Source organism: Nocardiopsis sp. NPDC007018 (genome assembly GCF_040635075.1).
Classification (GTDB): Bacteria; Actinomycetota; Actinomycetes; order Streptosporangiales; family Streptosporangiaceae; genus Nocardiopsis.
Window position 1 is genome coordinate 150,901 of the sequence record NZ_JBEYHA010000001.1, and the last position, 25,296, is coordinate 176,196.

The window sequence follows — 25,296 nt, forward strand, 5'->3', positions numbered from 1 at the left end:
TCCGGCATGCCCGCGACACGTAACGGGAGGCGGCGACCATGCCGGCGAAGAAGAGCAAGAAGGGCCCCACGAAGGGCAGCGGCGGCAAGGGTCGGCGTTCCCTGGAGGCCAAGAGCGGTACCCTGCCCGCCGAACAGCGGCACTGGTACGACGGCAAGCAGCGGCACAAGGCCAACAAGCGCGCGGCGCAGACGGGCGGCCCGGCCGGAGCCTCGGACAGCCCCCGCAAGGAGCGTTCGCCCAACCGGCCGGACAACTCCGACCTCCTGATCGGCCGCAACCCGGTGGTCGAGGCGCTGCGCGCGGGCATGCCCGCGACCCGCCTGTTCCTGGCCAACAGCCTGGACCCGGACGACCGTGTCAACGAGGCGGCCAAACTGGCGGGCGCCCAGGGCGTGGACGTCGTCGAGGTCAACCGCACCGACCTGGACCGCCGCTGCGAGAGCAACGGTCTGCCCGGCGCCACCCACCAGGGCATCGTCCTCCAGGTGCGCCCGTACCAGTACTGGGCGGCCGAGGGCCTGCTCGACAAGGCCCTGGCCTCCGACACCCCGCCGCTGATCGTCGCCCTCGACGGGGTCACCGACCCGCACAACCTGGGCGCCATCGCGCGTTCGGCCGCGGCCTTCGGCGCGCACGGGTTGCTCATCCCGGAGCGGCGTACCGCCAGCGTCACCATGTCCGCGTGGAAGACCTCCGCCGGAACCCTGGCCAAGCTGCCGGTGGCCCAGGCCACCAACCTGACCCGGGCGCTCGAGACCTACAAGAAGGCGGGTCTGTTCGTCGCCGGTCTGGACGCGGGCGGCGACACCCAGCTGCCGGACCTCGAACTCGCCACCGGCCCGCTGGTGGTCGTCGTGGGTTCGGAGGGCAAGGGCCTGTCCCGTCTGGTGCGCGAGGTGTGCGACGTGGTCGCCAGCATTCCGATCAGCGGCGCGGAGTCCCTGAACGCCTCCGTGGCGGCCGGGGTGTCCCTGTACGAGGTGGCCCGCCGCCGGGGAGCCGACGCGGGCTAGCCCGGTCCCGGTGCCGAGTAGGACACCCGGCACCGGACCCGGTACCATTCAGCTTGGACGTACCGGGGCCCAGGCCCCGGCGGTCGGCCGACGTAGCTCAATTGGCAGAGCAATCGCCTTGTAAGCGATAGGTTAGGGGTTCAAGTCCCCTCGTCGGCTCTCGTGCTTTCCCGGCCCGGTCACCCGTGACCGGGCCGGAGTCGTCTCCGCGGCCGGGGCCGACCGGCTTCCCGCCCCGCCTCGATCCGTACCCCGACCGGGGCCGGTCGGGGCCCGGGGCTCAGCGGGCGAAGAAGCGATGTCGGCGGGTGCGGCCGCCCCACCACAGCAGGCCCACACCGACGAGCGCGAAGACGGCCAGCTTCACCCACTCCAGGGCGAAGTCGCCCTGTACGGAGAATCCGCCGGGGAAGAGCACGGCGGGCCCGGAGGCCTCGTTGCCGAAGAACGGTCCGGGCCCGAAGCCCAGCAGCCAGGGCGCGAGGTGGACGAAGTTGTTCACGGCCTTCTCGTGCCGGAACCCGACGCAGAAGCCGAGCCCGGCGCCCAGGACCGCGAAGGCCGCGAACATCCCCGCTGCCACGGCCAGGTGCGCTCCGGTGTCCTCGCCCCCGGTGGCTAGGAGCAGGGCGGTGAAGAGGGCGAACGGGGCGGCGCACTCGGTGACGATCACCAGGAGGCGGCTCGGCAGTACCCAGAACGGGTGCTGGAGGTACCTCTCGCCGACCCCCGAGACCAGTTCGACCTCCCACGAGCCCACGGCCGAGGACAGCACCAGCAGGGGGATGAAGTAGCAGTACTGCCCGGCGAGCAGGGTGAGGTCGAGGGTGTTCCCCGACGCGGTGGAGAAGAGCGCCGACAGGAGCAGGACGTTGAGCAGGGCCAGCAGCGTCACACGGGAGAGGAACGCCGCGCGCCCCTCGCGGCGCACGCGGTTGCTCAGCACGAGGCGGGCGAGGGTCCAGGTCCTCATACGGCTTCCGGTCCGTCGACGAGGTTGCGTTCCACCACGCGCAGGGTCCTGTCCCTGAAGAGGAACCACACCCCGAACGTCCAGACGCCCACCACCAGGGTGAACATCAGGGCCGCCGTGACCAGGCCGCCGACGGACCCCGCGGTGGCGAAGGCGACCATCCAACCGGTGGGGAAGAAGAGAGAGATCGTCTCCGAACCCGGGAACGGGACGACGGACAGCCCGAGGAACATGAACACCATCCGAATCCAGGGCACCGCCTGGGGCGGGTTCCTGACCTGGGAGAGCAGCAGGGTGGCCTGGTAGCAGAGGGTCCCGAGGCCGACGTAGGTCATGGCCACGAGGAGGAGCGTGTGGGGTGCGAATAGCGACGGGTAGGCGGCGACCGCACCGACGAAGGGGACGACGATCGCGGGGGAGGCGACGACGGCCGACGCCCCGGACCGGATGCCGAGGAGGGTCGTGAAGGGGACGCGGCCGAGCATCACGCGTTCGATCGTCCCGTAGCGGAACTCGTTCTGGACGTTGGACATCGCCGACAGGAGCACGATGGACGTGCAGGTCAGCATCGAGGCGCGGGTGGCCAGGACGAGCGCCTCCTCCGGGCCGGGCGCCGACCGGTACAGGGCCAGGGTCAGCAGCGCCGTCTGCACGGTGATGCCGACCAGGAAGGACGATGTCGCCTTCCGGTCGATCCACTGGACGCGGATCAGGAAGAGGAAGAATCGGGGCACGTCAGTGTTCCCTCGTGGAGGTTGAGCTGTCGGGACGTGACACCGCGCAGGAACTCGGAGTCGTGGGTGACGACGAGCCGTGTCTTGTCCCGGGCGCTTCCCAGGATGTCGCGGAGGATCTCCACCCCCTCCGTGTCGAGACCGGTGGTCGGCTCGTCCAGAATCCAGATCTGGGAGGGCTCCAGCAGGAGGCAGGCCAGGTGGGTGCGCTGCCGCATCCCGAGGGAGAACTTGGAGTAGACCACGTCCGCGCTGGCGGCCAGGTCGACGCGTTCCAGGAGGTCCAGAGCCTGCGCACGGGAGCACATGCGCCCCTTCATCCCCGAGAAGAAGCGCAGGTTCTCGACCGCGGTCAACCGGGGGTAGAAGCCCTGGGGTGCTCCCGCGCAGTAGTTGAGGACCGATCGGTAGCCCCGGTCGTTGGGGGTGACGACGCGCCCCCGGTGCCGGATCTTCCCGGACGTGGGGCGCAGCAGGCTGGCGAGCACCTTGAGGAGGGTGCTCTTGCCCGACCCGTTCCGACCGACCAGACCGACGCACTCGCCGTCCTGGACCCGCAGGTTCACGCCTCGCAGGACCGCGGGGGCGTCCTTGGCCGCCCCCGGGTAGCGATAGCCGATGTCCTCCGTTTCCAGGACCGGTGTCACAGCAGGCCCTCGCGTTCCAGCCAGGTGCTCCGCTTGCGCAGGGCGAGCGGTACGGCGTCCGAGTAGACGTCCCGTTCGGGGTCGGGCTCGTCCGGGCGGGGCAGGTAGAGGGGCACCTCGTCCTGGGGGAGCTTGATGGACTGGTTCGGGTGCCGGTGCTGGCGCATCAGGATTCTGCGTTCGCGCGGCAGGGTCTCCAGCCAGGCCTGGTCCGATCCGGTGCGGTCGCTGGTGACCATCCATGTCGGCCCGTACTCGTAGAAGAGGTTGAGGCGGGTCCGGTCGCTGCGGTTCTCCGCCACCCTGTGCCAGAGTCCGCTCCACATGAGGGTCATGGCGCCGGGGTGCAGGAGGATCTGCCGCTCCTCGGGGTGGCGCTCGTGGGTGTGGTACTGGGGCAGGTGGGCCCAGTGGTGGCTGCCCGGGACGTAGGTCAGGTTGCCCATGTCCTCGGAGTGCAGGGGGGTGAGCCAGTACCCGACCTTGAGGCGCAGGGGCGCCTTCGGGCTGAAGACCTCGAAGGGGAGGGCACGGGGGCCGTCGAAGTGCCACTTGTTGCGGATCTGCTGGTCAGGCTCCCTCTTGAAGAACTCGCTGCGCAGCAGCTTGAGCATCTCCCCGTACACGTCGTAGACGTAGCCCACGTGCGTGGGGGAGTCGATCATCTCGGCGAGCCTCGGGTCCGACTCGACCACGTTCCAGGCCGAGGGTTCCGGGTGTTCCTCGAGGGCCGCGGTGAGGTCCTTGACCTGGCTCTCGGAGAGCACGTCCTCCAGAACGAGGATTCCGTCGCGGGCGAACCGCGACCAGGTCTCCCGGGTGAACCCACGGGGCGCGGTTACGGGGCTTGACTGCTGCATCTGCGTCCTCACTCGTCGGTGTGGCGGTCCGTCGCGGCCCAGCCGGTGCGGGGCGGAGCCCGCGGCCGCTCGGCTCGGGGGCGCCCGGACGGGGGGGGGAGGGGGGGGGTCGGTGTCGGGGAGAGGGGCGGGGGGCGGCGCCTCAGGTGTCCAGCGCGAGCGCCCGGATGCCCTCGTGCGGACTGGACGGTGCGCCCAGGTAGTCTGCGGTCTCGAAGATGCCGATGGCGTCCATGGGCAGCCGGGCCCCGGCCTCGGCGGCGAACACGCACGGCAGGACCCGCTTGCGCTCGGCCACTCCGGGCTCCCCGCCCTTGCGGATGTGCTTGTGGGTGTGCACCAGGACGGGCATGAAGCCCCCGCCGAGGAAGGACCCCTGCTGGAGCACCGCCCCGCCGACGCAGTCGATGGTGCAGCCCTTGCCCAACACGGCGTCTCGACCCATGTAGAAGTACGACGGTCGGGCCTGCGCCCCGTGTTCGACGTAGAACACCCCGCTCCCGAGGCCGATGGTGACACGGCCGCTGATCCGCAGGATCGCGCGGTAGAAGTCCACGAGGACCGGGCGGACCCTGATGTCGGGCAGCTTGAACTCGGGGGCGAGCAGGGTGATACGCAGCAGCTCCGCGAGCGTCAGCGGATGGGGGCTGCCGTCGGGGACGGCCAGCTCCTGGTCCCACCGCACGAGGTAGTCGCCGGGCGCGACCATGCCGGTCCCGGTGTCCTCGGCGATCAGCCGTTCGGCCTCCGCCGACACGAGGGCGTCAGCCGGGGGCGCCGGGGCGTCGGCCCCTCCGCCGCCCGCGCGCTCCAGGACCCGGCGGGCGAGGAGCGCGCGGCTCTCCGCGGTCTTGAGCGCGCTGGCGGTCCGCAGAAGCTCCAACCTCTGGTCGACGGTCTCCGGGATGTGGAACAGGTGGTCGATCCCGTCGGTCCTGATCCCGATCTTCGTGTCCAGACCGCGGAGGGGGAGCGCCTGTGTCTCCGCGACCACGCGCTCCAACTCGGCGGTCCACGGGCCCGCGCCGCAGGAGGCCAGGGCCTCGGCGGCCAGCGCCCTGTAGTCGAAGGGGACGGAGGGCGACCCGGACAGCACGATCGCGGCCATGGCGTCGCGGTACGCGTCGGGGGCGAGGACACGGCCCGCCAGTTCGAGGGAGAGGTAGGGGGCGGTCTCGCCCGGCTGGTGGAGCCAGCTCTCGCCGAACGGCGCGGTGAAGCCGAGCGTCTTCTCCAGGGCCTCGTGCGGTTTGCCCTCCTTGTGGAGACGGTCGGCCACCTCGGACGCGAACTCCGTCACGCCGCCCCGGGCCGCGCCGACGGCGGTCAGGGAGTCCGGCGTCATTGCCAGCAGCGTCTCGGTGTCGAACTCACGGGGGGTACTCATGCGGTGACCTCGCTTCTGAATCGCGCGAACTTCGTGCCTTCGGTTTCGAGCGTGGACTCCTCCCATGCGACCTCGGCCTCGACCGGCATGCCGGACGCGATGGCGTCCCGCACGCGTACGCAGGCCGCCTCGCGCCCGTCGGAGGGCGTGCCGGGGATGAGGTCGATCCGGACGAGGAAGGATCGGGGAGTCCGTTGGACCAGCTGGTACTCCCGCAGCTCGGAATGGTTCTTGAACAGGTCCATGTAGCGCGTCGGCGAGAGCATGTGACCGTCGCCCAGGTCGAAGACGAGGGTGGTCCTGCCGCGCAGCTCGTCGAGCACGGGGCCGGGCGCCCCGCATGCGCACGTGTCTCTGGAGAGCCGTACGGTGTCGCCGACCCTGTAGCGCACGAGCGGCATGTAGGTGTTGCCCAGGGACGTGAGGGCGAGCTCGCCCAGGCCCTCCTCGCCGGTGGCGGGGTCCTCCAGGGGGACCGACTCGAAGTGCTCGTGGAGCGCCTCGTTGAGGTGCATGGTGCCCAGAGCGCACTCCGATCCCAGGTAGCTGGCCTCACCGGTCGAGTACACGCTCAGGACCGGGCAGGAGAAAACCGCCCTCAGTCGCTCCCTGGTGCGGTCGGGCAACATGGCGCCGCCCGAGGCGAGGAAGAGCGGGCCCGGAGCCGCGGGGACGCCCGCGCGCTCCCAGTGCTCCAGCAGGATGCGGAAGAGGTTCGGCTTCGAGGAGATGACCTCGGGGGTGAGCAGGCGCAGCATGGTGTCGAGATCGTCGACGGACGCGGGGTCGGCGGTGTCCACGTGCCAGATGAGACGGTGCCCGGACAGCTCCCACGGGGTGGGCAGCAGGGCGCCGTGGGGGAGCGCGGGGTTGTCCGTGACGAGGACGGAGAACACCGGTCGTGCGCCGAGCCCGCGGATGCCCGCCCGTACGGCGGCCATGGGCAGGCTCAGGTGCAGCGACCGCGCCATGTGTTCGGGGCTGTAGTAGATGGTCAGAGGCGCCCCGGAGGTCCCCGACGTCCGGTTCTCGTACACGCTCGTCGCCCCCGCGGCCTCGGGGTCGAACGGGCGCTGGGTCCGGCGCAGCCGGGCCCGGTCCAGGGTCGGCAGGTCCCGGAGGTCGCCGCGCCGGTAGGCCTCGTCCCGGTACACCGGGTGCGGGGCGACCACCTCGCTCGCCCGGCGGTCCCAGACGAACGGCTCCGGTGTGTGCCCCTCCACGTAGGCGGCGAAGAGGGAGAGCCGTTCCAGCAGGTGGGGAGTGTGCTCACGGTCCTCGTCCGCGCGTTCGGCGTCGAAGGCGAGCTTCGGGAAGAGGTCGAGGACCTCCTCCACGCTCCGGCGCTCGCGGCGCTCGGGTCCGACGAAGTACTTCTCATACATGGGAGACTCCCCGCAGGTCCAGGAGGTTCGTCGGCGGCCGTGGTCCGCAGAGGCGGTCCGCGAACACGGCGTCCGTGAGCATGCTCATGTGCCGGTGCTCGGCGAGACGGAGCCGGGAGGTCCCCCGCCCGCCGCCGACCAGCTCGCGCAGTTGGATCGACAGCGCGTGGTGAAGCTGGTTTCCGGAGATGGTCAGCGAGTGCGGAACCTCGGCTCCGCGCACGTGGATGGCGTGTTCGTTCTTGTAGTCGTGCCCCGCCCCGAAGTGCGGTTCGAAGACCAGGGTGAGCGCGGTTCCGGAGTGTGTTTCCACATTGACGAACCGGTATCTGAGATCAGATCCGTACGGAATGGCTCCACTGTTGATCTGTTCCCTGGTGGAAGCCTCCGTGAAAGCGAAGGACGCGGTTTCGGGAAATGCCACTTCACCTTTGGTGGACGCGTAGAGTTCGATCTCCGGAATATCGCCCGTCCGCGTTCGGGTCCGCATTTCGTCGGTGACGACCTGAGGTCTTCGCGCGAGATAACGCCGATACTGGTCGCGTGGGACGAGGGACCTGACGATGGCCAGCATGTGGAACCACTCGTATCCGACCTCTCCATAGGAGGAGTCGACGAAACGCCCCCGGTCGGCGTCGAGGTCCCTGTTCTTGGTGAATTCGACCGTGATCTTACTGACGGGGTCGGACGCGCCTACGTCACGCACGAGACGCGCGAACTGGCGGACCGCGACGCTGTGGTCGTACACGTCGTTGACGACGATGCGCGCGTCCCGGTGGTTCAGGGCGTACCGTTCCAGACGCGGGAGGTCACGGGGTTCGCAGGCGGGCTTCTCCAGCAGGACCCGGGCGGCCGGGGCGCGTACCAGGATCTCGTCCACGACGCTCAGGTGGGCGTCGGTCGGGGTGGAGACGATCCAGGCGTCGACGTCGGAGACGGTGGTGAGCCCGTCGACGTGGGAGAAGTCCGCGGGGCGTTCGGGGTCCACGGTGACGACCCGGTGGCCGGCTCCGCGGAGGTAGGCGGTGTGCCGGGACCCGATCGCGCCGACTCCCACTACGGCGACCTTCACAATGGCTCCAACCGTCTCATGAATGGATCAGTGCGGGTGTTCCCTGTTTCCAAGTGATCGGGAGTGGAGTTTCCGGACCGGAAACTCCACTCCCCGTTAATGCACTGACTAGCCGACGACGTCGGTGAGGATGCGCTTGGTCTTCATGTTTCCTCCTTTCGTTGTTTGCTGGGGGTGACTTTTCCACCGGCGGTCTTCGGGAGTCAATAGGGATCGCGCAGTGTGATCCAGGTCACGTCGCCTTTGTCTGGGGGGGAGTATTCGTTCTCGCAGGTGAAGCGGTGAACGGGTGTGCGGCGGGTTAGGGGAGGATCTGTGGAAGGGGTGGAAAAGTGCGGTCGGTGAAAAAGGAGAACGGCCGTCCGGGGGTGTGTCCGGTGCGCACGGGGGCGTGTCGGCGCGGCTCCGCTCGGGGGCGCGGGGTCGCTTTCGGGCCGTACTGGCGCGCGTCGGCGGCCGCGCGGGCGTCCCGCTGGCGTGACGTGGGCGTCACCCGGAGCGATGGCCGGGGAGGCGGTGGGGCGGACGGCCCGGGAGTCGGGAACCTCGCTCCCCAGGGCCCGGGACATGGTCCCGCCCCGATCGACGGTGTGGGCACCCCGGGGCCCCGGCCCGTGCGGTCGGAACCGGGCCGGGGCCCCGCCGGTCAGTCGCTCGGCGTGCGGGGGCGCACGACCGTCCGTGGGCCCGGGTAGACCACCCGCTCCTCACCGTCCGCGAAGCGGACCAGGTAGGGCGGGCCGTCATCGGCCCCGAGGACGTCGATGATCTCGGCCTCGTGCTCGCCCTTGGAACTGGTGACGCCGTGCGTGTGCAACTGGTCTCCGATGGTGGCGCGCATCCGCTCTCCTCCGTGCTCCGGGACCGGCCTCCCCCAGGCCGGTCACAGTCGGGTGGTACCCGCTCGCAAGGACGGACGAACCCGGTCGACCTGCGGATACGTTCACCATTCGGTCGAACGCGAACGTTCGGGGCTCGTGCCTCCCGGATGTGCGGACCGGCCCGCACCTCGCATAATGAACGAGTGGAAAAGTTCTCCCCGATCATCGCGTTCGTCGTCTTCATGGGTGTGTTCGTGCTTTCGCGGACCGCCACCCGGGACTTCCTGGAGTCCTGGGTCGCCCTGGAGGGGGTGATCCTCGGTCTGGCCTCCCTCGTGGCCTCCATGGGCATCGCGGCCCTCGCCGCCGGGGCGGTGCTCTACGTGTCCCGGCGCATCTCCGGGGGGTAGCCCGCCCTCCGCCCTCCTCGGCTCGTGTCTCGGGGCCTGGTGGCCCGGGACCCGGAGCAGGCGCGCGGAGGCGGCGGCCCCGGGGCGGCGGAGCCGCCGACCGCCGCCCCGAGGCACGCGCTCAGGTGCCCAGGTAGCCGTTCGGGTCGAGCACGTACTTGCTCGCCGCACCCTGGTCGAAGGACTGGTAGCCCTCGGGAGCGTCCTCCAGCGGGATGGCCACGGCGTTGACCGCGTCGGCGATCCGCACGCGGTCGTTCAGGATCGCCGCCATCAGCTCGCGGTGGTACTTCATCACCGGGCACTGGCCGGTGAAGAAGGCGTGCGACTTCGACCAGCCCAGCCCGAAGCGGATCGACAGCGAACCCACCTTGGCCGCCTCGTCCGAGGCGCCGGGGTCGCCGGTCACGTACAGGCCGGGGATACCGATGGCCCCGCCCGCCTTGGTGACGTCCATCGCCGTGTTCAGGACGCTCGCGGGCGCCTCCTTGACGGCGTCGTCGCCGGTCCCGTGCGCCTCGAACCCGACGGCGTCGACCGCGCAGTCGACGACGGGCGCGCCGAGCAGCTGTTCGATCTGGTCGCCGGGGTCGCCCGCGGCGACGTTGACCGTCTCGCAGCCGAACCCGCGCGCCTGGGCGAGCCGTTCCTCGTTGAGGTCGCCGACGATCACCACCGCGGCGCCGAGCAGCTGGGCCGAGGCGGCCGCCGCGAGCCCCACGGGTCCGGCACCGGCCACGTAGACCGACGACCCCACGCCCACTCCGGCGCTGACGCACCCGTGGTAGCCCGTCGGGAAGATGTCCGAGAGCATCGTGAGGTCCAGGATCTTCTCCAGGGCCTGGTCGCGGTCGGGGAACCTCAGCAGGTTCCAGTCGGCGTAGGGCACCAGCGCGTACTGTGCCTGCCCGCCGACCCAGCCGCCCATGTCCACGTACCCGTAGGCCGAGCCCGGCCGGTCCGGGTTGACGTTGAGGCAGATCTCCGTGTGCCGGGACTTGCAGTTCACACAGCGCCCGCAGGCGATGTTGAACGGGACCGAGACGAGGTCGCCCACCTGGACGAACTCGACGTCGGGGCCCCGTTCGACCACCTCACCGGTGATCTCGTGGCCCAGGACCAGCCCTTGGGGCGCGGTGGTGCGACCCCGGACCATGTGCTGGTCGCTGCCGCAGATGTTGGTGGCGACGACCTTCACGATCACCCCGTGCGGGACCTCGCGTCCCACGTTCGCCGGGTTGACTCCGGGGCCGTCGCGCAGCACGAAGTCCGGATACGCGATGTCCTCGACCTCGACCCTGCCGGGGCCCTGGTACACGACTCCTCTGTTACCGGTCATGGTCCTTCCTACCTCTCCGCCTGGGCGGCCTCGCTCCGGTTGCGTGGGGGTGTCCTCCCACTCTTTCCGCTAGCGGCCCCGGCTAACCGAATCCGGGCGTGACGACGTGGCGGTGCCCGGGAGGGGGCAGGAGGCGTTCGCCCGGAGCCGGGCCCGCAGGGCGACGGCCAGCAGCGCGAGTCCGGCGGCGGCGAGCAGGGGTTGGATCGGGGCGAACCAGGCCATGGCGCCGCTGGTGCCCAGCGCCAGCAGGACGAGCTTGTTGCACACCGGGCACCCGATCGCGAACCAGGCGAGGAGTCCGCCGCCGAGGCCCCGCTTGCCGCCCTGGCCCTCCGATCCCCCGGTCGCGGGCCGGGTGTAGGCGCCCATGAGCAGTCCGGACAGCACGGCCGCGGCCACCCAGACGGGGTGCGACCACCACGCGGGTTCGATCTCCCGGGCGAAGATCCCGTTGGGGATCAGTACCGCGGGCAGTCCGAGGATCACCAGTGTCAGCGCGGTCCCCGCCGCCGCGGTCGCCCACTGGCGCGGGCCCCAGTCGCGCATGTTCCGTCCTTCCGGGAGAGTGGGCCCCGGGCTCGTCCGCGCCGGTGCGTCCCACCTTGTTTCTATGGAGCATAGAGTAGTCTCTATCCAGCATAGAAAATGGGGGTCGGTATGCCGAAGGACGCTGTGAAGCCACGGGACGGGGGCCGCAAGGGGGCCGGGGCCAAGGGCGTCGGCGCGCGCGGGCGCGGCGGGCTGTCACCGCTCCTGATCGGCGGCGCGGTCGTGGCCGCCCTGGTCGTCGCCGTGGTCGTGGGCCTGCGCCTCGAAGGAGGCGAACAGGAGGCGGCAGCCCCCGACGAGGCCTCGGTGGTCGACCACATCGACGCAGACCAGCGCGCGTGGGGACAGACACTGGCCCGCCGACAGGCCGACGACCCCATGTCCCTCGGCAGCGAGGACGCGCCCGTGGTCCTGGTCGCCTACTCCGACTTCGCCTGCCCCTACTGCGCCTCCTGGGCCCAGGAGACCCAGCCCGAACTCGTCGAGCGCTACGTGGAGTCCGGTGACCTGCGGATCGAGTGGCGCGAGTTCCCCTACCTGGGCGACCTGTCCCGCACCCTCTCCCTCGGCGCGGTCGCCGCGGGTGAGCAGGGTGCCTTCTGGGAGTACCAGGAGGCCGTGTTCGCCCAGCAGGAGGAACTCAAGTCCAGTGACGACCCGGACGCGCTCCTCGACGACATCGTCGAGGAACTCGGCCTCGACGCCGACCGGTTCCGGGAGGACGCCGACGCCGAACAGGCCGGTCTCGCCGTCAGCCACGACTTCGTGGAGGGGCAGCAGATCGGGGTGAGCGCCACGCCCGCGTTCGTCATCAACGGAGACCCGGTCATGGGCGCGCAGCCCCTCGACGTGTTCGTCCGGAGCGTGGACACCGCGCTCGCCGCGGCCGGGGAGTGACCGCCGTGGACATCGGGTACGTCGCCGCGGTCCTCGGCGGCCTGCTGGCCCTGCTCAGCCCGTGCAGCGCCCTGCTCCTGCCGTCGTTCTTCGCCTACGCGTTCCGCGACACCGGCCAGCTGCTCCTGCGCACCGTGGTGTTCTACGCCGGGCTCTGCCTCACCCTGGTCCCCCTCGGAGCCGGATCGGCGATGGTCAGCGTGCTCTTCTACGGGCACCGCGACCTGCTCATCACGGTGGCGGGCGGAGTGATCATCGCCTTCGGGATCGCGCAGATCCTCGGCCTCGGTTTCACCTGGGGGGTCATGGCCCGCGCGCAGAGCAGGTTCGCCGGGGGCCAGGGCAACCTGTCGGTCCTGGGTCTGGGCGCCGTCTACGGCCTCGCCGGGTTCTGCTCCGGGCCCATCCTCGGCGCGGTGCTCACGGTGGCGGCGACCGGCACACCCGGGCGCGGGACGCTCCTGATGGCGGCCTACGCGCTGGGCATGGTGCTGCCGATGTTCTTCCTGGCCCTGCTCTGGGACCACTTCGACCTGGGCGGGCGCCGTTGGTTGCGGGGGCGGACCGTGACCCTGGGACCGCTGCGCACGCACACCACGGCCCTGCTGTCCGGCGGGTTGTTCGTAGCCATCGGCGCGCTGTTCGTGGCCTTCGACGGCACGGCCTCGATGACCGGGCTGCCCGGATCGTCCTGGATGGCCGAGACCGCCGACCGCGCGCAGGACGTGTTCGTCCGGTTGGGCACCGGTACCGACCTGGTCGCCCTGGTGGCGCTGGCCGTGGTGGCCGCGCTCGCGGTGGGCGCCGCCGTGCTCTCACGCCGCCGGAACCGTGCCGAGGACGAGGGTCCCGCAGGAGAGGCCCCCGAATCGGAGGGGTCCGAACGCGAGGGGCCCGAACCGGTGGGGTCCGAACGCGAGGGGTCCGAACACGCGGAGCCCGAACCGGAGGGGGACTCCCCGGCCAGCGGAGGGGCGGCGGGGCGTGCGCAGTGACACCCCCGGGCGGGCGCGGCCCCCGAGGACGGCACCGCACGGTCTCCGAAGACCGCTGCGCTCGGTCTCCCGAGCGGGGGCCCGCCACCGATCCGGCCTCCGACGCGCGGGGCTGCCTATCCTGGGACGGAGAAGCGCATGAGGAACGGCGGGCCATGAGTAACACGGTTCCGGGGCTCGGGTCACTGGAGTCCGCGGTGATGGGGGTCCTGTGGGCCGCCGGACGCCCGCTGAGCGTGCGCGAGGTCGTCGAGGGGCTGGCCGACCGCAAACCCGCCTACACCACCATCTCCACCGTCCTGGAGAACCTGCGACGCAAGGACTGGGTCGACCGGGAACGCACCGGTCGCCTGTGGTTCTACCGCGCGCTGCGCGACCGGGCCACGTACGCGGCCGACCGGATGCACGGCGCCCTCGACGACAGCGGCGACTCCCAGGGGGCCCTGCTGCGCTTCGTCGACCGGATGGCCCCGAGCGACCTCGACCTGCTCCGCGACCTGCTCGCCGACATCCCCCGACACGAGCGCCCGTGACCTGGTCGGTGGGCGCCCTGGCCGCCGTCGTGCTGTGGAGCACGGCGGGGCCCAGGGCGCTGCGCGCGTTCCAGGAGGGGACGGGCGCCAGTGCCCGGGCGGCGCTCGCGTTGTGGACCCTCACCACGGTCGTGTGGCCGCTGGCCTGCGCGCTCCTGCTCGCGACCCTGGCGACACGGGTCATGGGGCCCGGAGTGAAGGCCGTCGTCGCCGCCTGCGTCGACCTGTTCCAGGCGGTCCAGCAGAACGGGGCCCAGGGAGGGGTGGCGGTCGCCGGACTCCTCGGGGTCCTCGGACTGGCCCGGCTCTCGTGGACGGCGGCGCGCCGCGCACGGCGGCGCCGTACGTGGACCCGTGAGCACGGGCGGGCGCTCGCCGTCCAGGCGCACCGCCGAACCCTGCACCTCGACCGGGTCTGGCTGGTGGAGCGCCCCGCGCCGGCCGCCTACTGCGTGCCCGGCCGCCGGTTCGGGATCGTGGTCACCCGGGGCGCGCTGGACCGGCTGACCGGCCCCGAACTCCGCGCCGTACTCGCCCACGAACGGGCCCACCTGCGCGGACGCCGCCACCTCCTGGTCACCTGGACGCGGCTGCTCGACACGGCCTTCCCCGGAGTCCCCCTGCTCAGAGCGGCCGCACGGGAGGTTCCCGAGCTCGTGGAATGGGTGGCCGACGACCACGCGGCGCGTCAGGAGGGGCCCGGCGCCCTCGCACACGCCCTGGGGATCATGGCCGGGGCGGGCGAGCGGGGCCCGGACGCGGCGTTGGCGGTGACCGGGGCCTGCCCGGTGCGCCGGGTGCGCCGTCAGGTCCGCCCCGCCCCGCCGCCCACCGCCGGGCGGGGCGCCTACGCGGTCGCCGCGCTGGCGGTGCTCCTGCCGTTGGCGCTCACCGCCGTGGCGACCGTCCTGAACGTGGTCCTCCCGCACTGCGAGTGCGTCGGCTGACCAGGGCGTCCCGGGAAGCGGACGAACGCGGCGGGCCCTCGGCGCGGACACGCGCCCTCGCGGGGGCCGCCGAGGCGGGCGCGACACGACCCCGCGCACCCGTAGCGGCACGCGGCGCCCTTGGTCCATCCTGGGGACGTGCAGAGCGAGATCGAGGACGTGTACCGGGTGTTCGCGCGCTACCCACGACCCGCGCGGGTCGAGGGGTGTCAGCACTGCGTCACCGAGAACGACCACCATGACCTGCTCGGAGTCCCGCTGCGCGAGCTGGACGCCGACCGACTGCGCCGGTTCTCCCACAAGGTCCTCAACACCTGGGGCGACGTGGACGACCTGCGCCACTTCCTGCCCCGGCTCCTGGAACTCTCCCTCCGAGGGGACGGCGACCTCCACGGACTCTTCGCCACACTGCGCCGGGCCGGGTGGACCGACTGGCCCGAGGACGAGGCCGACTCACTGCGGGCGTGCCTGTCCGTCTGGTGGGAGCACGGCCTCACCGAGGGGGATCTCGGCCACACGCCTTGGGGCACCCTCGCGGAGGCCGGGGACGACCTCGGCCCGTACCTGGAGGCGTGGTGGGGGCGGGACACCCCGCAGGCACTGTGGGGGTTGGTCGCGCTGGTGGGCGAGGTCACGCACACCAGGCCCGAGCGCCGCGACCCCCGGGTCGTGGCCTGGTTGGCCACCACCCGGGGATGGATGGAGCAGGCGTTCTTCGAGGTGTCCGAAACCGGGCAGACGGAACTGGCCGACGCCCTCTCCGAAGCGCGACAGTTCCTGGACCTGGTCACCCTCGACGAACCGCCGGTCCCCGAGCACTGAGCCCGTCCCGGAGCGCCGGGCCCGCCCGCGCTCCGACCGGGACGGTCACGGCCCCGCCCGGGCCGCTGGGACGCCTGGCCCGGACGTGTCCGCAAACGGCGCCCGAGGCGTCGCCGCCCGGGCACGGGGTGACACACTACGGCCATGCTCGGTATTACCGACCTGCCGACCTACCTGGCGGGACTCGTCCTGATCGTGCTCCTGCCGGGGCCCAACTCCCTCTACGTCCTCTCCGTCGCCGCCCGCAGCGGCACCCGCACCGGGTACCGGGCCGCCGCGGGGGTGTTCACCGGCGACGCCCTGCTGATGCTGCTGGCCGCGGCGGGGGCGGCCTCCCTGTTGCGGGCCAACCCGCTGCTGTTCTCCGTGGTCAAGTACGCCGGCGCCGCCTACCTGATCTGGATGGCGATCGGGATGCTGCGCTCCGCGCACGCCCTGTGGACCTCCCGGCACCAGCGCGCCGAGGAGCAGCGGGCGGCGGACGCCGACGCCGGAGCCGTGGGAGACAAGACGACGCCGGGGGAGCGGCCCTTCCGCCGCGCCCTCGTGGTGTCGCTGTTCAACCCCAAGGTGATCCTCTTCCTGATCTCCTTCTTCGTGCAGTTCGTCGACCCCGCCTACGCCTACCCGGCGCTGTCCTTCCTGGTCCTGGGATTGCTGCTCCAGGCCGTCAGCCTGCTCTACCTCTCGGTGCTCATCTTCAGCGGGACCCGGCTGGCGGCGGCCTTCGGGCGCCGCAGGCGCCTCACCGCGGGCGCCACGTCGGCGGCGGGCGCGCTGTTCCTCGGCTTCGCGGTAAAACTGTCCGTCAGCGGCGTCTGAGGGGGCTCCCCCTCCCGCCGGTCCACCCCCCAGCATTCAGGAGACTCGTGCCCTTCCACCACCCGGGCCGCCCCGAAGACCTGCCCGACCCCGCGCGGATCTGGGCACTGGCCGCCCTGACCTGTGCCGTCTGCTCCGGTCTCGGTTCCTTCTGGCCGGAGAACCACCGCCTCGACGACGACGGACTGCACCTGGAGGACGGCGGTGGTAGCTGGTGGCGCATGACCAGGGTCGCGGGCGGCCGCTTCCTGCTACTCGGTTGGGACCGCGACGGCTCCACCTTCAGGTCCGACGAGCTTCCCGTCGACCTGTTCGCCGACGCCCCGGGATGGCTGCCGTGGGAGTGGGTGGAGCGGACCGAGGAGGTGGACGCTCCAGGGTTCGCGTACTGGTGGGACCAGACGTGGGGCAGGATCGCCTACCCGAGCTGGGTCGACGAGGACGGCCTCGACGAGCAGCTGGCCCGGTGCTCGTCAGTGGACGAGCTGGTGTACCGACTCGGCGATCTGGTGGACACCGCCCTACACGACCCGGACTACCCGGACGGGCTCCCGGAGCTGGAGACGATCGGTTCGGTGATCCGGACACTGGCCGGGGCGGTGATCGCTGGCCGGGTCCGTCCGGAGAGTGTCCGGGAGGCACTCGCCCCCCTGAACGGCGCGCTCGACAGCACGGCCCTCCTTGAGGTCCTGGGGCGTGCCGGACTCCTCACCGGGGACCGGGTCCCACCCGAGGTGCCCGCCGGAACGGGGCGTCCGGACACACGTCGTGGCCCCTGGACCATCAGTTACGACGCCTGGGAGGACATGGTCACCGCGGTGGCCCGCACCGCGCCCGAGTTCGCGCGGCCCGAGCCCCCCGAGAGCGAATCGGAGCGCGACCTCAGGTCCTGGCTCCGCGACACCGCCGCCAGGTTCGGCGGGACGCTGACCTACACCGCCCTGTGCGCGGGCCAGGTGAGCAGCAGCTACCTGTACGACGGAGCGGGGAGACGGGTGGACGATCCGGGGATGACCGGTCTGGACGTCTTCGGGATGCACCAGCACGACCACCACCCGGAGCGCGGTTCCTGGTTCTTCCTGAGGGCCCACGCCGATCCCGAGGGGGTCACTGTGGAGCGAGCCTACGACCACCACCCGGACTGGTGGCGCGGCACCGGGTTCCTGTCCAGGCCGGGGATCGGGCCCCTCCAGAGGGAGATGGCCCTGAGGGCCCCCGAGTGGCGGCCGGGTTGGGTGTGGCTGCTCGACGAGGAGATCCCCCACGACCCGCCCGCGGACCCCTTCGTCCGGCCCCCTCTCGCGGGCGACCGGTCCGGTGGGGCATCCGACGCGTGACCGCACACGCGCCGGTGCGGAAACGGGTGTTCTCCGGACGTGTCGGGCGCCCGGCCGGGTGTGGCCGGAGATTTCCCGGACTCGTGTCCCTCCTCGCGGAATAGCCCCAGGGGTGAGCTCGTTACACGGTTCGGGTCGGTGCGGTCTAAGTGTCCCCCGGGCTCAAAAACAGCCTTCAGGGAATACCGCACCCCAGTGGTGGTCGGGAGCCCTGTTGTGCCACCCGCCGTGAGGCGACCGCCGCACCGACCCCTCACACCTACCGAAGGCCCGCCGGGAGATCCCGGCGGGCCTTCGCGCGTCCCCGCGCCCCGCGCCCTCGGCGCCCCGCGCCATGTCCACGTCCTTCCGCGTCACGCCACGCGAGGTTTCGGCGACGCGGTGGAGACGGAATGTCGTGGGCGGGTACGAGGGTGGAACGGGCGGGTCCCACACCGGTGGCCCGCCGCACCACCCCCCGACGGAGGAAACATGCGGATGCCCGAAGCCGTCACGCCGGCCGAGTGGAACAAGGCGCACGAAGAACTGATGGCCAAGGAGAAGGAGCTGACCCGGGCCCAGGACCGGTTGGCCGCCGAACGCAGGAGGCAGCCCGGGGTCCGGATCGACGCGGAGCACGGCTTCACGGGCGAGGGCGGCAGGTTCTCTCTGGTGGACCTCTTCGAGGGGCGCCGCCAGCTCATCGCCTACCACTTCATGTTCGCGCCCGGCTCCAAGCGCCCGTGCTCCGGGTGCTCCATGTTCGTGGACAACCTCGGAGACCCGGCGCACCTGAACGCCAGGGACACCACGCTCGCCGTCGTGTCCAGGGCGCCCTACCCGGAGATCGCGGCCGTTCGCGAGCAGCGGGGATGGACGGTGCCGTGGTACTCGTCCTTCGGCGACGGCTTCAACGAGGAGATGGGGGTGACCGTCGACGACAACGACAGCTTCGGGCTGAGCGTGTTCATCCGTGACGACACCTCCGTGTACCGCACCTACTTCACCCGGGGCCGGGGCGTGGAGAAGCTCGGGACGAACTGGAGCCTGCTCGACCTCACCCCGCTGGGCCGTCAGGAGACCTGGGAGGACAGCCCCGAGGGCGTTCCGCAGGAGTCGCCGTACGCCTGGTGGCGCCTGCGCGACGAGTACGGGGACTGAACGGGGCCCCGGTTCAGCGGGGGCCCAGACCCGTCAGCAGCAGGCGGACGACGTCGCCCAGCCCCTCGTCGACGTCCTCGATGCTGGCACCCGCCGAGAACGAGGCGAAGCCGTGCAGGGTGGACGCCACGGTGAAGGCGATCGCCGTGGGGTCCCCCTCGGCGATCTCCCCGGCCCGCTGCCCCTCGGCGATGGTGTCCAGGACGGTGGCGAGCATGGCGCCGACCGCCTCGGCGAGCTGCTCGGGGGCGTCGTCGTCGTGTTTGCGCGCGTACATCAGGTCCAACAGGGCGGGGCTGGCCAGGGCGAAGCCGACATAGGCGCGGGCCAGGCCCAGGAGGTAGGCGCCGGTGTCGGCACCGGCCTGGTCCTGCTGGCGTCTGGCCTCTTCCAGGGCGGCCTGGAGCCGCTGGAACCCGTGGAGGGCGAGGGCGTCGAGCAGGGCCCGCTTGTCCTTGAAGTGGCGGCCGGGCGCCGCGTGGCTGACACCCGCCTCACGTGCGAGTTCGCGTAGTGACAGGGCCTGCGGGCCGCGTTCGGCGAGGGTGCGTTCGGCGCTGGCCAACAGGGTGGAGCGGAGGTCGCCGTGGTGGTAGGGGCGGTCGGACATGTCACCAGCATAGTCCGATGTTTGCACCGACATCATTGTTGTCATTGACAACTTCGAGTGGGGTGCCTACGTTGTGAGCATGAGTGGAACCAGCGTGCACCTGCCCGACCTGACCGGAAGCACCGCCGTCGTCACCGGAGCCAACAGCGGACTCGGCCTGGAGACCGCCAAGGTCCTGGCCGGTCGCGGGGCCCGTGTGGTGCTGGCCGTGCGCGACACCGACAAGGGAGAGCGGGCCGCGGCCCACATCTTCGGTGAGACCGAGGTCCGTCCGCTCGACCTGGCCGACCTGGCGTCGGTGCGCGGGTTCGCCGACGCCTGGAAGGGCGACCTCGCCCTGCTGGTTAACAACGCCGGGCTCATGGCCGTCCCCGAATCCAGGACAGCGGACGGCTTCGAGACCCAGTTCGGCGTCAACCACCTGGGGCACTTCGCCCTCACCAACCTCCTCCTGGAACACGTCACCGGGCGCGTGGTGACCGTCTCCTCCGGGCTGCACCGAGCGGTCAGCGGCATCGACTTCGACAACCCGAACCTGGAGGGCCGCTACACGCCCTACCGGGCCTACGGGCAGTCCAAGCTGGCCAACCTCCTGTTCACCCTGGAGCTCCAGCGGCGACTCGACGAGGTCGGCTCCCCGGTGCTGGCCACCGCCGCGCACCCCGGCTACGCCGCCACCAACCTCCAGAGCCGCAGCGGGAACCACCTGCACGACGGGTTGCTGCGGATCGGCAACAGAATCCTCGCCCAGAGCGCGTCCGCAGGCGCCCTGCCCACGGTCTACGCCGCCACGCAGGACGTCCCCGGAGCGTTCTTCGCCGGGCCCACCGGACTGCTCGTGAACGGGGCGCCCGGGCCCTCCGGCCGCAGCGCCGCCGCGCGCGACGCCGACGCCGCCCGGCGCCTGTGGGACCTGTCCGAGGAGATGACCGCGACGTCCTTCCCGCTCTGACCGACGCGAACGGCCCCGGGGACGCGGAGTCCTCGGGGCCGTGACGGCCGGTGCCTACGGAACGAGGGTGAGCTCTTCCGTGCTGGCCTCCCGGACCGCCTCCTCCGAGACCGCCCAGGGAAGGGTGGCGCCCTCGGCCCACAGTTCCAGCTGGTCGTCGTAGTTCGGGTGGAAGGCGTGGCCGGAGTTGCCGGTCAGGTGAATCCAGGTCGAGGCGTCGCGGTCGGCCAGGTCCACGACCATCCGCATCGACGGAACCGCCGTGATCCCGTAGCCCTCGGCCGCGTTCCACCCGGTCGCGTTCACGATGCTCGACCCGCCCGAGCTCTCCACCGGTCCCCGGTTGAACAGCCACTCCACCGGCCCGATGCCGGAGGTGCCGAACGAGTCGTGCGTGGCCGTCAGGGTGTGCAGGTCGCCCCAGCGCCAGTCGGCCGGGGTGTCTCCGAGCAGCTCGGTGAGCTCCATCGCGGCGGCCTCCATCGCGGCGGCCAGCACCTCGTCGCGGCCGTTGACCCGCGTACCCTCCCACCACACGGAGTCGGGGTCCTCCAGGAGCCGGGTGACCACGTACATCCCGCGCGAGTTGCTGTTCATGTCGACCGGGCCGAGCTCGTCGAAGAGCAGCGGCAGCAGGTGGCGCCAGGTGGCGTTGTAGAACGCCGCACCGGCGGAGTCGGGTTCGTTGCGGTGGTCCCAGTCCGCGAGCAGGCCCTGCGCCTCGGCGGTCACCCCGCCGACCTCCACGTCCAGCAGGTACGGGGTGGTCTCCAGGGCGGCGCCGTGCTGGGAGTCCATCAGCACCCGCTCCATGTCGTCCACCCCCACCGGGCCTTCGGCGATGGCCTCGTCGAGCAGGTCGTTGATGCGCTGGCTCCGGTACCCGTAGTCCCAGTCAGCGGTGAGGAAGTGCTCGTAGTCCTCGTCCACCACGGCCTGGTTGGCGGTCACGATCACCCCCGAGGAGGGGTTGAAAACGCTGGGGAGCTCGTCGAAGGGGACGTAGTCCTCCCAGTCGTAGTCGGAGTCCCACCCGGGCGCGGGCCAGCGGCCGTCGCCCTTGCCGCGGACGGGGACCAGACCGGGCGCCTGGTAGCCGATGTTGCCGTCTCCGTCCGCGTAGACGAGGTTCTGCGAGGGGACGTCGAACTTGCTGGCGGCCTCGCGGAAGCCGTCCCAGTCGCGGGCCCGATTGAGGGAGAACACGGCGTCGGCGGTGGTGCCGGGCTGGAGCGCGGTCCAGCGCAGGGACACCTGGTACGGGGCGTCGTCGCCCTCGCGGGGGTTCTCGCCGACCTCCCGCAGGTGGGAACCGGCGGCGGTCGTCGACAGGATCGGGCCGCGGTGCGTGGAGCGGATGGTGAGTTCGAGGTCGTCGCCGCCGGAGACCGCGATGGTCTCCTCGATGACGTCGAGCGGGCGCCGCTCGCCGTCCACCACGTACTCGTCGCCCTCCACCTGCTCCAGGTAGAGGTCCATGACGTCCGGGTTGAGGTTGGTGAAGCCCCAGGCGATGGACTCGTTCTGGCCGATCACCACGCCCGGTAGGCCGGAGAAGCTGAACCCGCTCACGTCGAAGGGGCAGGCCTCGGAGAGCTCGGTGCAGTGCAGCCCCATCTGGTACCAGGTGGACGGCATGGACGCGCCCAGGTGGGGGTCGTTGGTGAGCAGCGGCGCACCCGTCTCGGTGTGCTCACCGGACACCACCCATGAGTTGGAGCCCAGGTCGGGGCTGGTGGAGGGGCCGAGCAGGTCGGGGATGGCCTCTCGGACGTCGGACATCCCCTCCAGAGCGGCCAGGGCCTCCTCCGGCAGGTCGGGGGCGCGACCGAGGTCGGCCTCGGTGTCCGCGTCGGCGAGTTCGCCGGTGTCGGTGATGGGCGCGTGCCGGTCCGTCGGGTAGGCGGGGTAGAGCTCCTCGACCATGTCCTCGGCGAGGCCCTGGGCGAGCAGCTGGGCCCGCTCGGACTCCGCCTGGAGGTTGCCGCCCAGGTCCCAGGCCATGGCCTTGAGCCAGGCGAGGCTGTCCGTGGGGGTCCAGGGCTCGACGGTGTAGTCGTCGGCGGTGATCCCGAGCAGCCCGTACTCCAGACTGGCGGAGAGCCCCTGGTTGTCGTCGATCCAGGCGTTCACCCCGGCCGCGTAGGCGTCCAGGTAGCGCCGGGTGTCCTCCTCCAGGAGGTCGTACTCCTGCTCGGCGACCCTTCGCCAGCCCATCGTGCGCAGGTAGACGTCGGTCTCCACCTGGCCGGGCCCGAACAGCTCGGCGGTGCGGCCCGCCGTGACGTGCCTGCGGAAGTCCATCTCCCAGAACCGGTCCTGGGCGTGGGTGAACCCCTGGGCGACGAACAGGTCCTCGGCGTCGTCCGCGTAGACGTGCGCCACGCCGTACGCGTCCCGCAACACGGTGACCGGGGAGCCGAGTTCGGAGAGGGTCAGCTCACCGGAGACCGTCGGGAACGACCGTCGGACCGCCCACACCCCGAGCAGGGACGCGACCAGAGCGAGGGACGCGACAACCGCCAAAAACCCCAGAAGGACACGTAGAAGGACACGCTTGCGCAATACACCCATGGCGGAACCTTAAGGTGTCGTGCGTCACGTGCTCTAGGGGCGCCAGCCTGGTCGTATCCAATTGTGACCAACTGGTAGGTCTCACCGCGACGCTCCTCGGAGCAGGGGCAGGCAGAGGAAGACCGCGGCGGCCATGAAGGCGAAGTAGACGGGCGCGGAGGAGTCCAGGAGGGCGCCGCCCAGGATCGGGCCGACGAAGAACCCCAGGTAGCGCAGCTCGGAAAGGCCGAAGTAGGTCCCCTTGCGGTCGTCCGAGGCCAGGGAGTGCACGGCGATGTCCGGCAGGGGCAGCAGGATCGCCTCGCCCAGGGTCCAGAACACGATGGCCACGTACAGCAGGGCGACGTGGGTCGTGCCCAGCCACACGCAGCCGAAGGCGACCGCGAAGAACACGCACCCCAGGGCCACCAGCGGGCCGCGGGGGAGGCGCTCCGACAGCCAGATCACCGGGGGTTGTACCAGCAGGGCCAGCGCGGCGTTCACCACCAGCAACGAGGCGAACAGGTACTCCGTGCCGTCTCCGTAGAAGCCCTTCATGTGCAGCGGGATGGACGTGTCCATCTGGGCCATGATCAGGAAGACCACGGCCCCCGCGCCGATCGCGGCCATCAGGTGGCGGTCCCGCAGGGCGCTGGTCCAGGGAACCCGGCCGCCGCCACCGGTCGAGGTCTCCAGCCGGGCCAGCTCTCCGCCCCTCACCACCATCACCGCGAGGTAGAGGGCGAAGAACGCCGCCGGAGCCAGGAAGAACGCCGTGGGACCCGTGTGGAACAGCACGCCTCCCACGGCGGGGCCGACGATGGCGCCCATGCACAGGGTGATGTACCGGACCCGGAAGAGCCGCCCGTCACCGGTGTCGGACAGGGACAGCAGTTTCTTCATGCTCGGCTCGACCAACGTGCGTGCCACGCCCAGTGCCAGGAAGAGCGCGACGATCGCGGCCGGTGCGTCGGCGAGGGCCAGGGCGGAGTACACCGCCACGTTCAGCAGCAGGCCCCAGCGCATGAGCCGGACCGCGCCGAGCCGGTCGGCGACCATGCCGCTGAGCAGGCCGCCGAATGCCGCGATCAGGGGGATGCCACCCACGACGGCGCCGATCCCCGCGGCGGGCAGCTCCGTGCGGTCAGCGAGGTAGAGCGCGGCGAAGGGGAGGGCGGCGAAGAACGCCATGGAGTTGAGCAGCGACCCCAGGACCAGTGCTCGTTGGTCGCGGCTGAACCGCCAGGGGGAGGGGCGCCGTCGGGTGTCGGTCATGGTGCTCCGGGGGTAGGCGCGGGGGGATCGCCACCCTAGGAGCCGGTGCCGACAATCCGGTTCCTCCGGCCGCGCGGGAACCCTCGAGGGGCGCCCCGGTCCGCGTCGCCGCGGCCCTAGAGGGAGCCCGAACGGACGGCGGCCTCCCGGAGTTCGGCGACCAGGTCGGCCGCGGGGACCTCACGGGCCTGACGGAACCCGGTCCCCGCCCACAGGGCCATGCCCCCGGTGTCGGCCGCTCGGGCCGCGGCCGCGCGCAGCGGCTTGGTCATGTGGTGCACCTCGGGGTAGGCGGCGGGCGCGTCCGGGTGCTCCAGCACGAACCGGTTGGTGAGCCCTCGCGCGGGGCGTCCGGTGAACGCGCGGGTCAGCGAGGTCGCGGCGAAGCCGGGGTCGGCCAGCGCGGCCTTGTGCGGGGGTTGCGCGCCGCTCTCGGGGCAGCGGAGGAAGGCCGTGCCCAACTGGACGGCGGAGGCGCCGGCCGCCAGGGCGGCGACCACGTCCTGGGCGGTCATGACACCACCGGCGGCGACCACCGGCACGTCCACGGCACGGACGACCTCGGGCACGAGCGCGAGCAGGGGCCGGTCATCGGAGCGGGAGGGGTCGAAGGTGGCGCGGTGTCCGCCCGCCTCCAGGCCCTGTGCGCACACCCCGTCGGCGCCCCGCGCCACGGCGGTCCGGGCCTCCTCGACGGTGGTGACGGTGACGACGGTCAGCGCACCCGCGTCCCGCAGCCGGTGGAGGACCCGGGCGGGAGGGCAGCCGAACGTGAAGCTCACGACGGAGACCGCGGACTCGGCCAGGAGGTCGATCTTGGCGTCCCAGTCATCGTCGTCGTGGGTGGCCGGGCCGATCTCGGCGCCGTGCCGGAGGGCCTCCTCCGCCAGCTCCGCGCGGTAGTCGTCGAGGTCGGCGTCCGGCGGGCGCGACCCGGAGGGGACGAACACGTTCACCCCGAACACATCGGTCCCCAGGGCCCGGACCTCGTCGATCCGCTCGGAGAGCGCCGCAGCGGACAGGTACCCGGCGGCCAGGGAGCCGAACCCGCCCGCCACGGCCACCGCGTGGACCAGGGCCGGGGTGGTCGCGCCCCCGGCCATGGGCGCTTGGAGGATCGGGCGCGCACCGAGGAGTTCGGGCAGGTTCATGCTTCTCGCCTTCCCAGAGCGGAGGTGGCCCGGCGCGGGGCCGGCTCCCCGCGTGACCTGCGCGCA

The 25,296-nt window shown here is 71.6% G+C and carries 25 protein-coding genes and 1 tRNA gene; 12 read left to right on the forward strand and 14 right to left on the reverse strand.

The features are described 5' to 3' along the window. Positions 1-38 precede the first annotated feature (38 nt). Together rlmB and ABZ635_RS00740 are read left to right on the forward strand one after the other, a co-directional pair. Positions 39-1,016, forward strand: a complete 978-nt coding sequence (gene rlmB, locus ABZ635_RS00735) for a 23S rRNA (guanosine(2251)-2'-O)-methyltransferase RlmB (protein WP_357756757.1) — start codon at positions 39-41, stop codon at positions 1,014-1,016. Positions 1,017-1,102: 86 nt separating this feature from the next. After that, positions 1,103-1,175: transfer RNA gene (locus tag ABZ635_RS00740), tRNA-Thr, on the forward strand. Positions 1,176-1,296: 121 nt separating this feature from the next. On the opposite strand, the gene ABZ635_RS00745 is transcribed toward ABZ635_RS00740, so the two are convergent. The 8 genes from ABZ635_RS00745 to ABZ635_RS00780 all read right to left on the reverse strand — a co-directional run bounded on the left by ABZ635_RS00745 (position 1,297) and on the right by ABZ635_RS00780 (position 8,915). Then, positions 1,297-1,989 carry a hypothetical protein gene (locus tag ABZ635_RS00745; RefSeq protein WP_357756760.1) on the reverse strand — a complete coding sequence of 231 codons (693 nt, stop codon included), beginning with the start codon at positions 1,987-1,989 and terminating at the stop codon, positions 1,297-1,299. Then, on the reverse strand, positions 1,986-2,723 hold the full coding sequence (locus ABZ635_RS00750; protein WP_357756762.1) for a hypothetical protein: 738 nt from the start codon (positions 2,721-2,723) through the stop codon (positions 1,986-1,988). Before ABZ635_RS00750 ends, ABZ635_RS00745 begins: the two co-directional genes overlap by 4 nt. Next, entirely contained in the window at positions 2,699-3,370 is a 672-nt protein-coding gene (locus ABZ635_RS00755) for an ABC transporter ATP-binding protein (RefSeq protein ID WP_357756765.1), read from the reverse strand. The genes ABZ635_RS00750 and ABZ635_RS00755 overlap by 25 nt, the downstream gene beginning before the upstream one ends. Continuing rightward, positions 3,367-4,230 carry a phytanoyl-CoA dioxygenase family protein gene (locus tag ABZ635_RS00760; RefSeq protein ID WP_357756768.1) on the reverse strand — a complete coding sequence of 288 codons (864 nt, stop codon included), beginning with the start codon at positions 4,228-4,230 and terminating at the stop codon, positions 3,367-3,369. The genes ABZ635_RS00755 and ABZ635_RS00760 overlap by 4 nt, the downstream gene beginning before the upstream one ends. A gap of 142 nt (positions 4,231-4,372) precedes the next feature. After that, positions 4,373-5,617, reverse strand: coding sequence for a hypothetical protein (locus ABZ635_RS00765; protein WP_357756771.1), 1,245 nt, complete (start codon positions 5,615-5,617; stop codon positions 4,373-4,375). Next, entirely contained in the window at positions 5,614-7,002 is a 1,389-nt protein-coding gene (locus ABZ635_RS00770; protein WP_357756774.1) for a hypothetical protein, read from the reverse strand. The genes ABZ635_RS00765 and ABZ635_RS00770 overlap by 4 nt, the downstream gene beginning before the upstream one ends. Next, positions 6,995-8,074, reverse strand: coding sequence for a Gfo/Idh/MocA family oxidoreductase (locus ABZ635_RS00775; protein ID WP_357756777.1), 1,080 nt, complete (start codon positions 8,072-8,074; stop codon positions 6,995-6,997). Before ABZ635_RS00775 ends, ABZ635_RS00770 begins: the two co-directional genes overlap by 8 nt. Before the next feature lie 646 nt (positions 8,075-8,720). Then, the gene (locus ABZ635_RS00780; protein ID WP_357756780.1) at positions 8,721-8,915 is read right to left on the reverse strand and encodes a DUF1918 domain-containing protein; all 195 of its coding nucleotides are present in this window, start codon (positions 8,913-8,915) and stop codon (positions 8,721-8,723) included. Positions 8,916-9,098: 183 nt separating this feature from the next. Here ABZ635_RS00780 and ABZ635_RS00785 point away from each other — a divergent pair, with 183 nt between their 5' ends. Further along, a complete protein-coding gene (locus tag ABZ635_RS00785; protein ID WP_357756783.1) occupies positions 9,099-9,305 on the forward strand; it encodes a hypothetical protein in 207 nt (68 codons plus the stop codon). A gap of 121 nt (positions 9,306-9,426) precedes the next feature. Here the strand turns inward: ABZ635_RS00785 and fdhA are convergent, their stop codons facing one another. Both fdhA and ABZ635_RS00795 read right to left on the reverse strand, forming a co-directional pair. Continuing rightward, positions 9,427-10,644 (reverse strand): formaldehyde dehydrogenase, glutathione-independent, encoded by a 1,218-nt coding sequence (fdhA, locus tag ABZ635_RS00790; protein WP_357756786.1) that lies wholly within the window; start codon positions 10,642-10,644, stop codon positions 9,427-9,429. 69 nt (positions 10,645-10,713) lie between these two features. Next, a complete protein-coding gene (locus ABZ635_RS00795; RefSeq protein ID WP_357756789.1) occupies positions 10,714-11,193 on the reverse strand; it encodes a hypothetical protein in 480 nt (159 codons plus the stop codon). Positions 11,194-11,304: 111 nt separating this feature from the next. On the opposite strand from ABZ635_RS00795, the gene ABZ635_RS00800 reads away from it, so the two are divergent. From ABZ635_RS00800 to ABZ635_RS00835, 8 genes are all read left to right on the forward strand, one after another. After that, positions 11,305-12,093 carry a thioredoxin domain-containing protein gene (locus tag ABZ635_RS00800; protein WP_357756792.1) on the forward strand — a complete coding sequence of 263 codons (789 nt, stop codon included), beginning with the start codon at positions 11,305-11,307 and terminating at the stop codon, positions 12,091-12,093. Positions 12,094-12,098: 5 nt separating this feature from the next. After that, positions 12,099-13,088, forward strand: coding sequence for a cytochrome c biogenesis CcdA family protein (locus ABZ635_RS00805; RefSeq protein WP_357756795.1), 990 nt, complete (start codon positions 12,099-12,101; stop codon positions 13,086-13,088). 155 nt (positions 13,089-13,243) lie between these two features. Then, positions 13,244-13,621, forward strand: coding sequence for a BlaI/MecI/CopY family transcriptional regulator (locus ABZ635_RS00810; protein ID WP_357756798.1), 378 nt, complete (start codon positions 13,244-13,246; stop codon positions 13,619-13,621). After that, positions 13,618-14,568: a M56 family metallopeptidase gene (locus ABZ635_RS00815; protein WP_357756800.1), complete on the forward strand. Its 951-nt coding sequence runs from the start codon at positions 13,618-13,620 to the stop codon at positions 14,566-14,568. Before ABZ635_RS00810 ends, ABZ635_RS00815 begins: the two co-directional genes overlap by 4 nt. 138 nt (positions 14,569-14,706) lie before the next feature. Further along, positions 14,707-15,390, forward strand: a complete 684-nt coding sequence (locus ABZ635_RS00820) for a hypothetical protein (RefSeq protein WP_357756803.1) — start codon at positions 14,707-14,709, stop codon at positions 15,388-15,390. A gap of 144 nt (positions 15,391-15,534) precedes the next feature. Continuing rightward, positions 15,535-16,212, forward strand: a complete 678-nt coding sequence (leuE, locus tag ABZ635_RS00825) for a leucine efflux protein LeuE (RefSeq protein ID WP_357756806.1) — start codon at positions 15,535-15,537, stop codon at positions 16,210-16,212. 47 nt (positions 16,213-16,259) lie between these two features. Then, positions 16,260-17,549, forward strand: a complete 1,290-nt coding sequence (locus ABZ635_RS00830; protein WP_357756808.1) for a hypothetical protein — start codon at positions 16,260-16,262, stop codon at positions 17,547-17,549. Positions 17,550-18,020: 471 nt separating this feature from the next. Beyond that, positions 18,021-18,689, forward strand: coding sequence for a DUF899 domain-containing protein (locus ABZ635_RS00835; RefSeq protein WP_357756811.1), 669 nt, complete (start codon positions 18,021-18,023; stop codon positions 18,687-18,689). Between the two features lie 13 nt (positions 18,690-18,702). On the opposite strand, the gene ABZ635_RS00840 is transcribed toward ABZ635_RS00835, so the two are convergent. Next, entirely contained in the window at positions 18,703-19,299 is a 597-nt protein-coding gene (locus tag ABZ635_RS00840; protein WP_357756813.1) for a TetR/AcrR family transcriptional regulator, read from the reverse strand. A 79-nt stretch (positions 19,300-19,378) separates the two neighbouring features. Between ABZ635_RS00840 and ABZ635_RS00845 the strand changes: the two genes are divergently transcribed. Beyond that, positions 19,379-20,251 (forward strand): oxidoreductase, encoded by an 873-nt coding sequence (locus ABZ635_RS00845; RefSeq protein ID WP_357756816.1) that lies wholly within the window; start codon positions 19,379-19,381, stop codon positions 20,249-20,251. 54 nt (positions 20,252-20,305) lie between these two features. On the opposite strand, the gene ABZ635_RS00850 is transcribed toward ABZ635_RS00845, so the two are convergent. From ABZ635_RS00850 to ABZ635_RS00860, 3 genes are all read right to left on the reverse strand, one after another. Continuing rightward, positions 20,306-22,825, reverse strand: coding sequence for a penicillin acylase family protein (locus ABZ635_RS00850; protein ID WP_357756819.1), 2,520 nt, complete (start codon positions 22,823-22,825; stop codon positions 20,306-20,308). Positions 22,826-22,906: 81 nt separating this feature from the next. Beyond that, on the reverse strand, positions 22,907-24,079 hold the full coding sequence (locus ABZ635_RS00855) for an MFS transporter (RefSeq protein ID WP_357756822.1): 1,173 nt from the start codon (positions 24,077-24,079) through the stop codon (positions 22,907-22,909). Positions 24,080-24,195: 116 nt separating this feature from the next. Continuing rightward, positions 24,196-25,230 carry a nitronate monooxygenase gene (locus ABZ635_RS00860; protein WP_357756825.1) on the reverse strand — a complete coding sequence of 345 codons (1,035 nt, stop codon included), beginning with the start codon at positions 25,228-25,230 and terminating at the stop codon, positions 24,196-24,198. Between the last annotated feature and the right edge of the window lie 66 nt (positions 25,231-25,296).

What these genes read in the sequence shown, in the direction of transcription:
- rlmB (WP_357756757.1), top strand. Translation starts at nt 39, where the DNA reads ATGCCGGCGAAGAAGAGCAAGAAGGGCCCCACGAAGGGCAGCGGCGGC.
- ABZ635_RS00745 (WP_357756760.1), bottom strand. Translation starts at nt 1,989, where the DNA reads ATGAGGACCTGGACCCTCGCCCGCCTCGTGCTGAGCAACCGCGTGCGC.
- ABZ635_RS00760 (WP_357756768.1), bottom strand. Translation starts at nt 4,230, where the DNA reads ATGCAGCAGTCAAGCCCCGTAACCGCGCCCCGTGGGTTCACCCGGGAG.
- ABZ635_RS00765 (WP_357756771.1), bottom strand. Translation starts at nt 5,617, where the DNA reads ATGAGTACCCCCCGTGAGTTCGACACCGAGACGCTGCTGGCAATGACG.
- ABZ635_RS00770 (WP_357756774.1), bottom strand. Translation starts at nt 7,002, where the DNA reads ATGTATGAGAAGTACTTCGTCGGACCCGAGCGCCGCGAGCGCCGGAGC.
- ABZ635_RS00780 (WP_357756780.1), bottom strand. Translation starts at nt 8,915, where the DNA reads ATGCGCGCCACCATCGGAGACCAGTTGCACACGCACGGCGTCACCAGT.
- fdhA (WP_357756786.1), bottom strand. Translation starts at nt 10,644, where the DNA reads ATGACCGGTAACAGAGGAGTCGTGTACCAGGGCCCCGGCAGGGTCGAG.
- ABZ635_RS00795 (WP_357756789.1), bottom strand. Translation starts at nt 11,193, where the DNA reads ATGCGCGACTGGGGCCCGCGCCAGTGGGCGACCGCGGCGGCGGGGACC.
- ABZ635_RS00800 (WP_357756792.1), top strand. Translation starts at nt 11,305, where the DNA reads ATGCCGAAGGACGCTGTGAAGCCACGGGACGGGGGCCGCAAGGGGGCC.
- ABZ635_RS00810 (WP_357756798.1), top strand. Translation starts at nt 13,244, where the DNA reads ATGAGTAACACGGTTCCGGGGCTCGGGTCACTGGAGTCCGCGGTGATG.
- leuE (WP_357756806.1), top strand. Translation starts at nt 15,535, where the DNA reads ATGCTCGGTATTACCGACCTGCCGACCTACCTGGCGGGACTCGTCCTG.
- ABZ635_RS00835 (WP_357756811.1), top strand. Translation starts at nt 18,021, where the DNA reads ATGCGGATGCCCGAAGCCGTCACGCCGGCCGAGTGGAACAAGGCGCAC.
- ABZ635_RS00840 (WP_357756813.1), bottom strand. Translation starts at nt 19,299, where the DNA reads ATGTCCGACCGCCCCTACCACCACGGCGACCTCCGCTCCACCCTGTTG.
- ABZ635_RS00845 (WP_357756816.1), top strand. Translation starts at nt 19,379, where the DNA reads ATGAGTGGAACCAGCGTGCACCTGCCCGACCTGACCGGAAGCACCGCC.
- ABZ635_RS00850 (WP_357756819.1), bottom strand. Translation starts at nt 22,825, where the DNA reads ATGGGTGTATTGCGCAAGCGTGTCCTTCTACGTGTCCTTCTGGGGTTT.
- ABZ635_RS00855 (WP_357756822.1), bottom strand. Translation starts at nt 24,079, where the DNA reads ATGACCGACACCCGACGGCGCCCCTCCCCCTGGCGGTTCAGCCGCGAC.
- ABZ635_RS00860 (WP_357756825.1), bottom strand. Translation starts at nt 25,230, where the DNA reads ATGAACCTGCCCGAACTCCTCGGTGCGCGCCCGATCCTCCAAGCGCCC.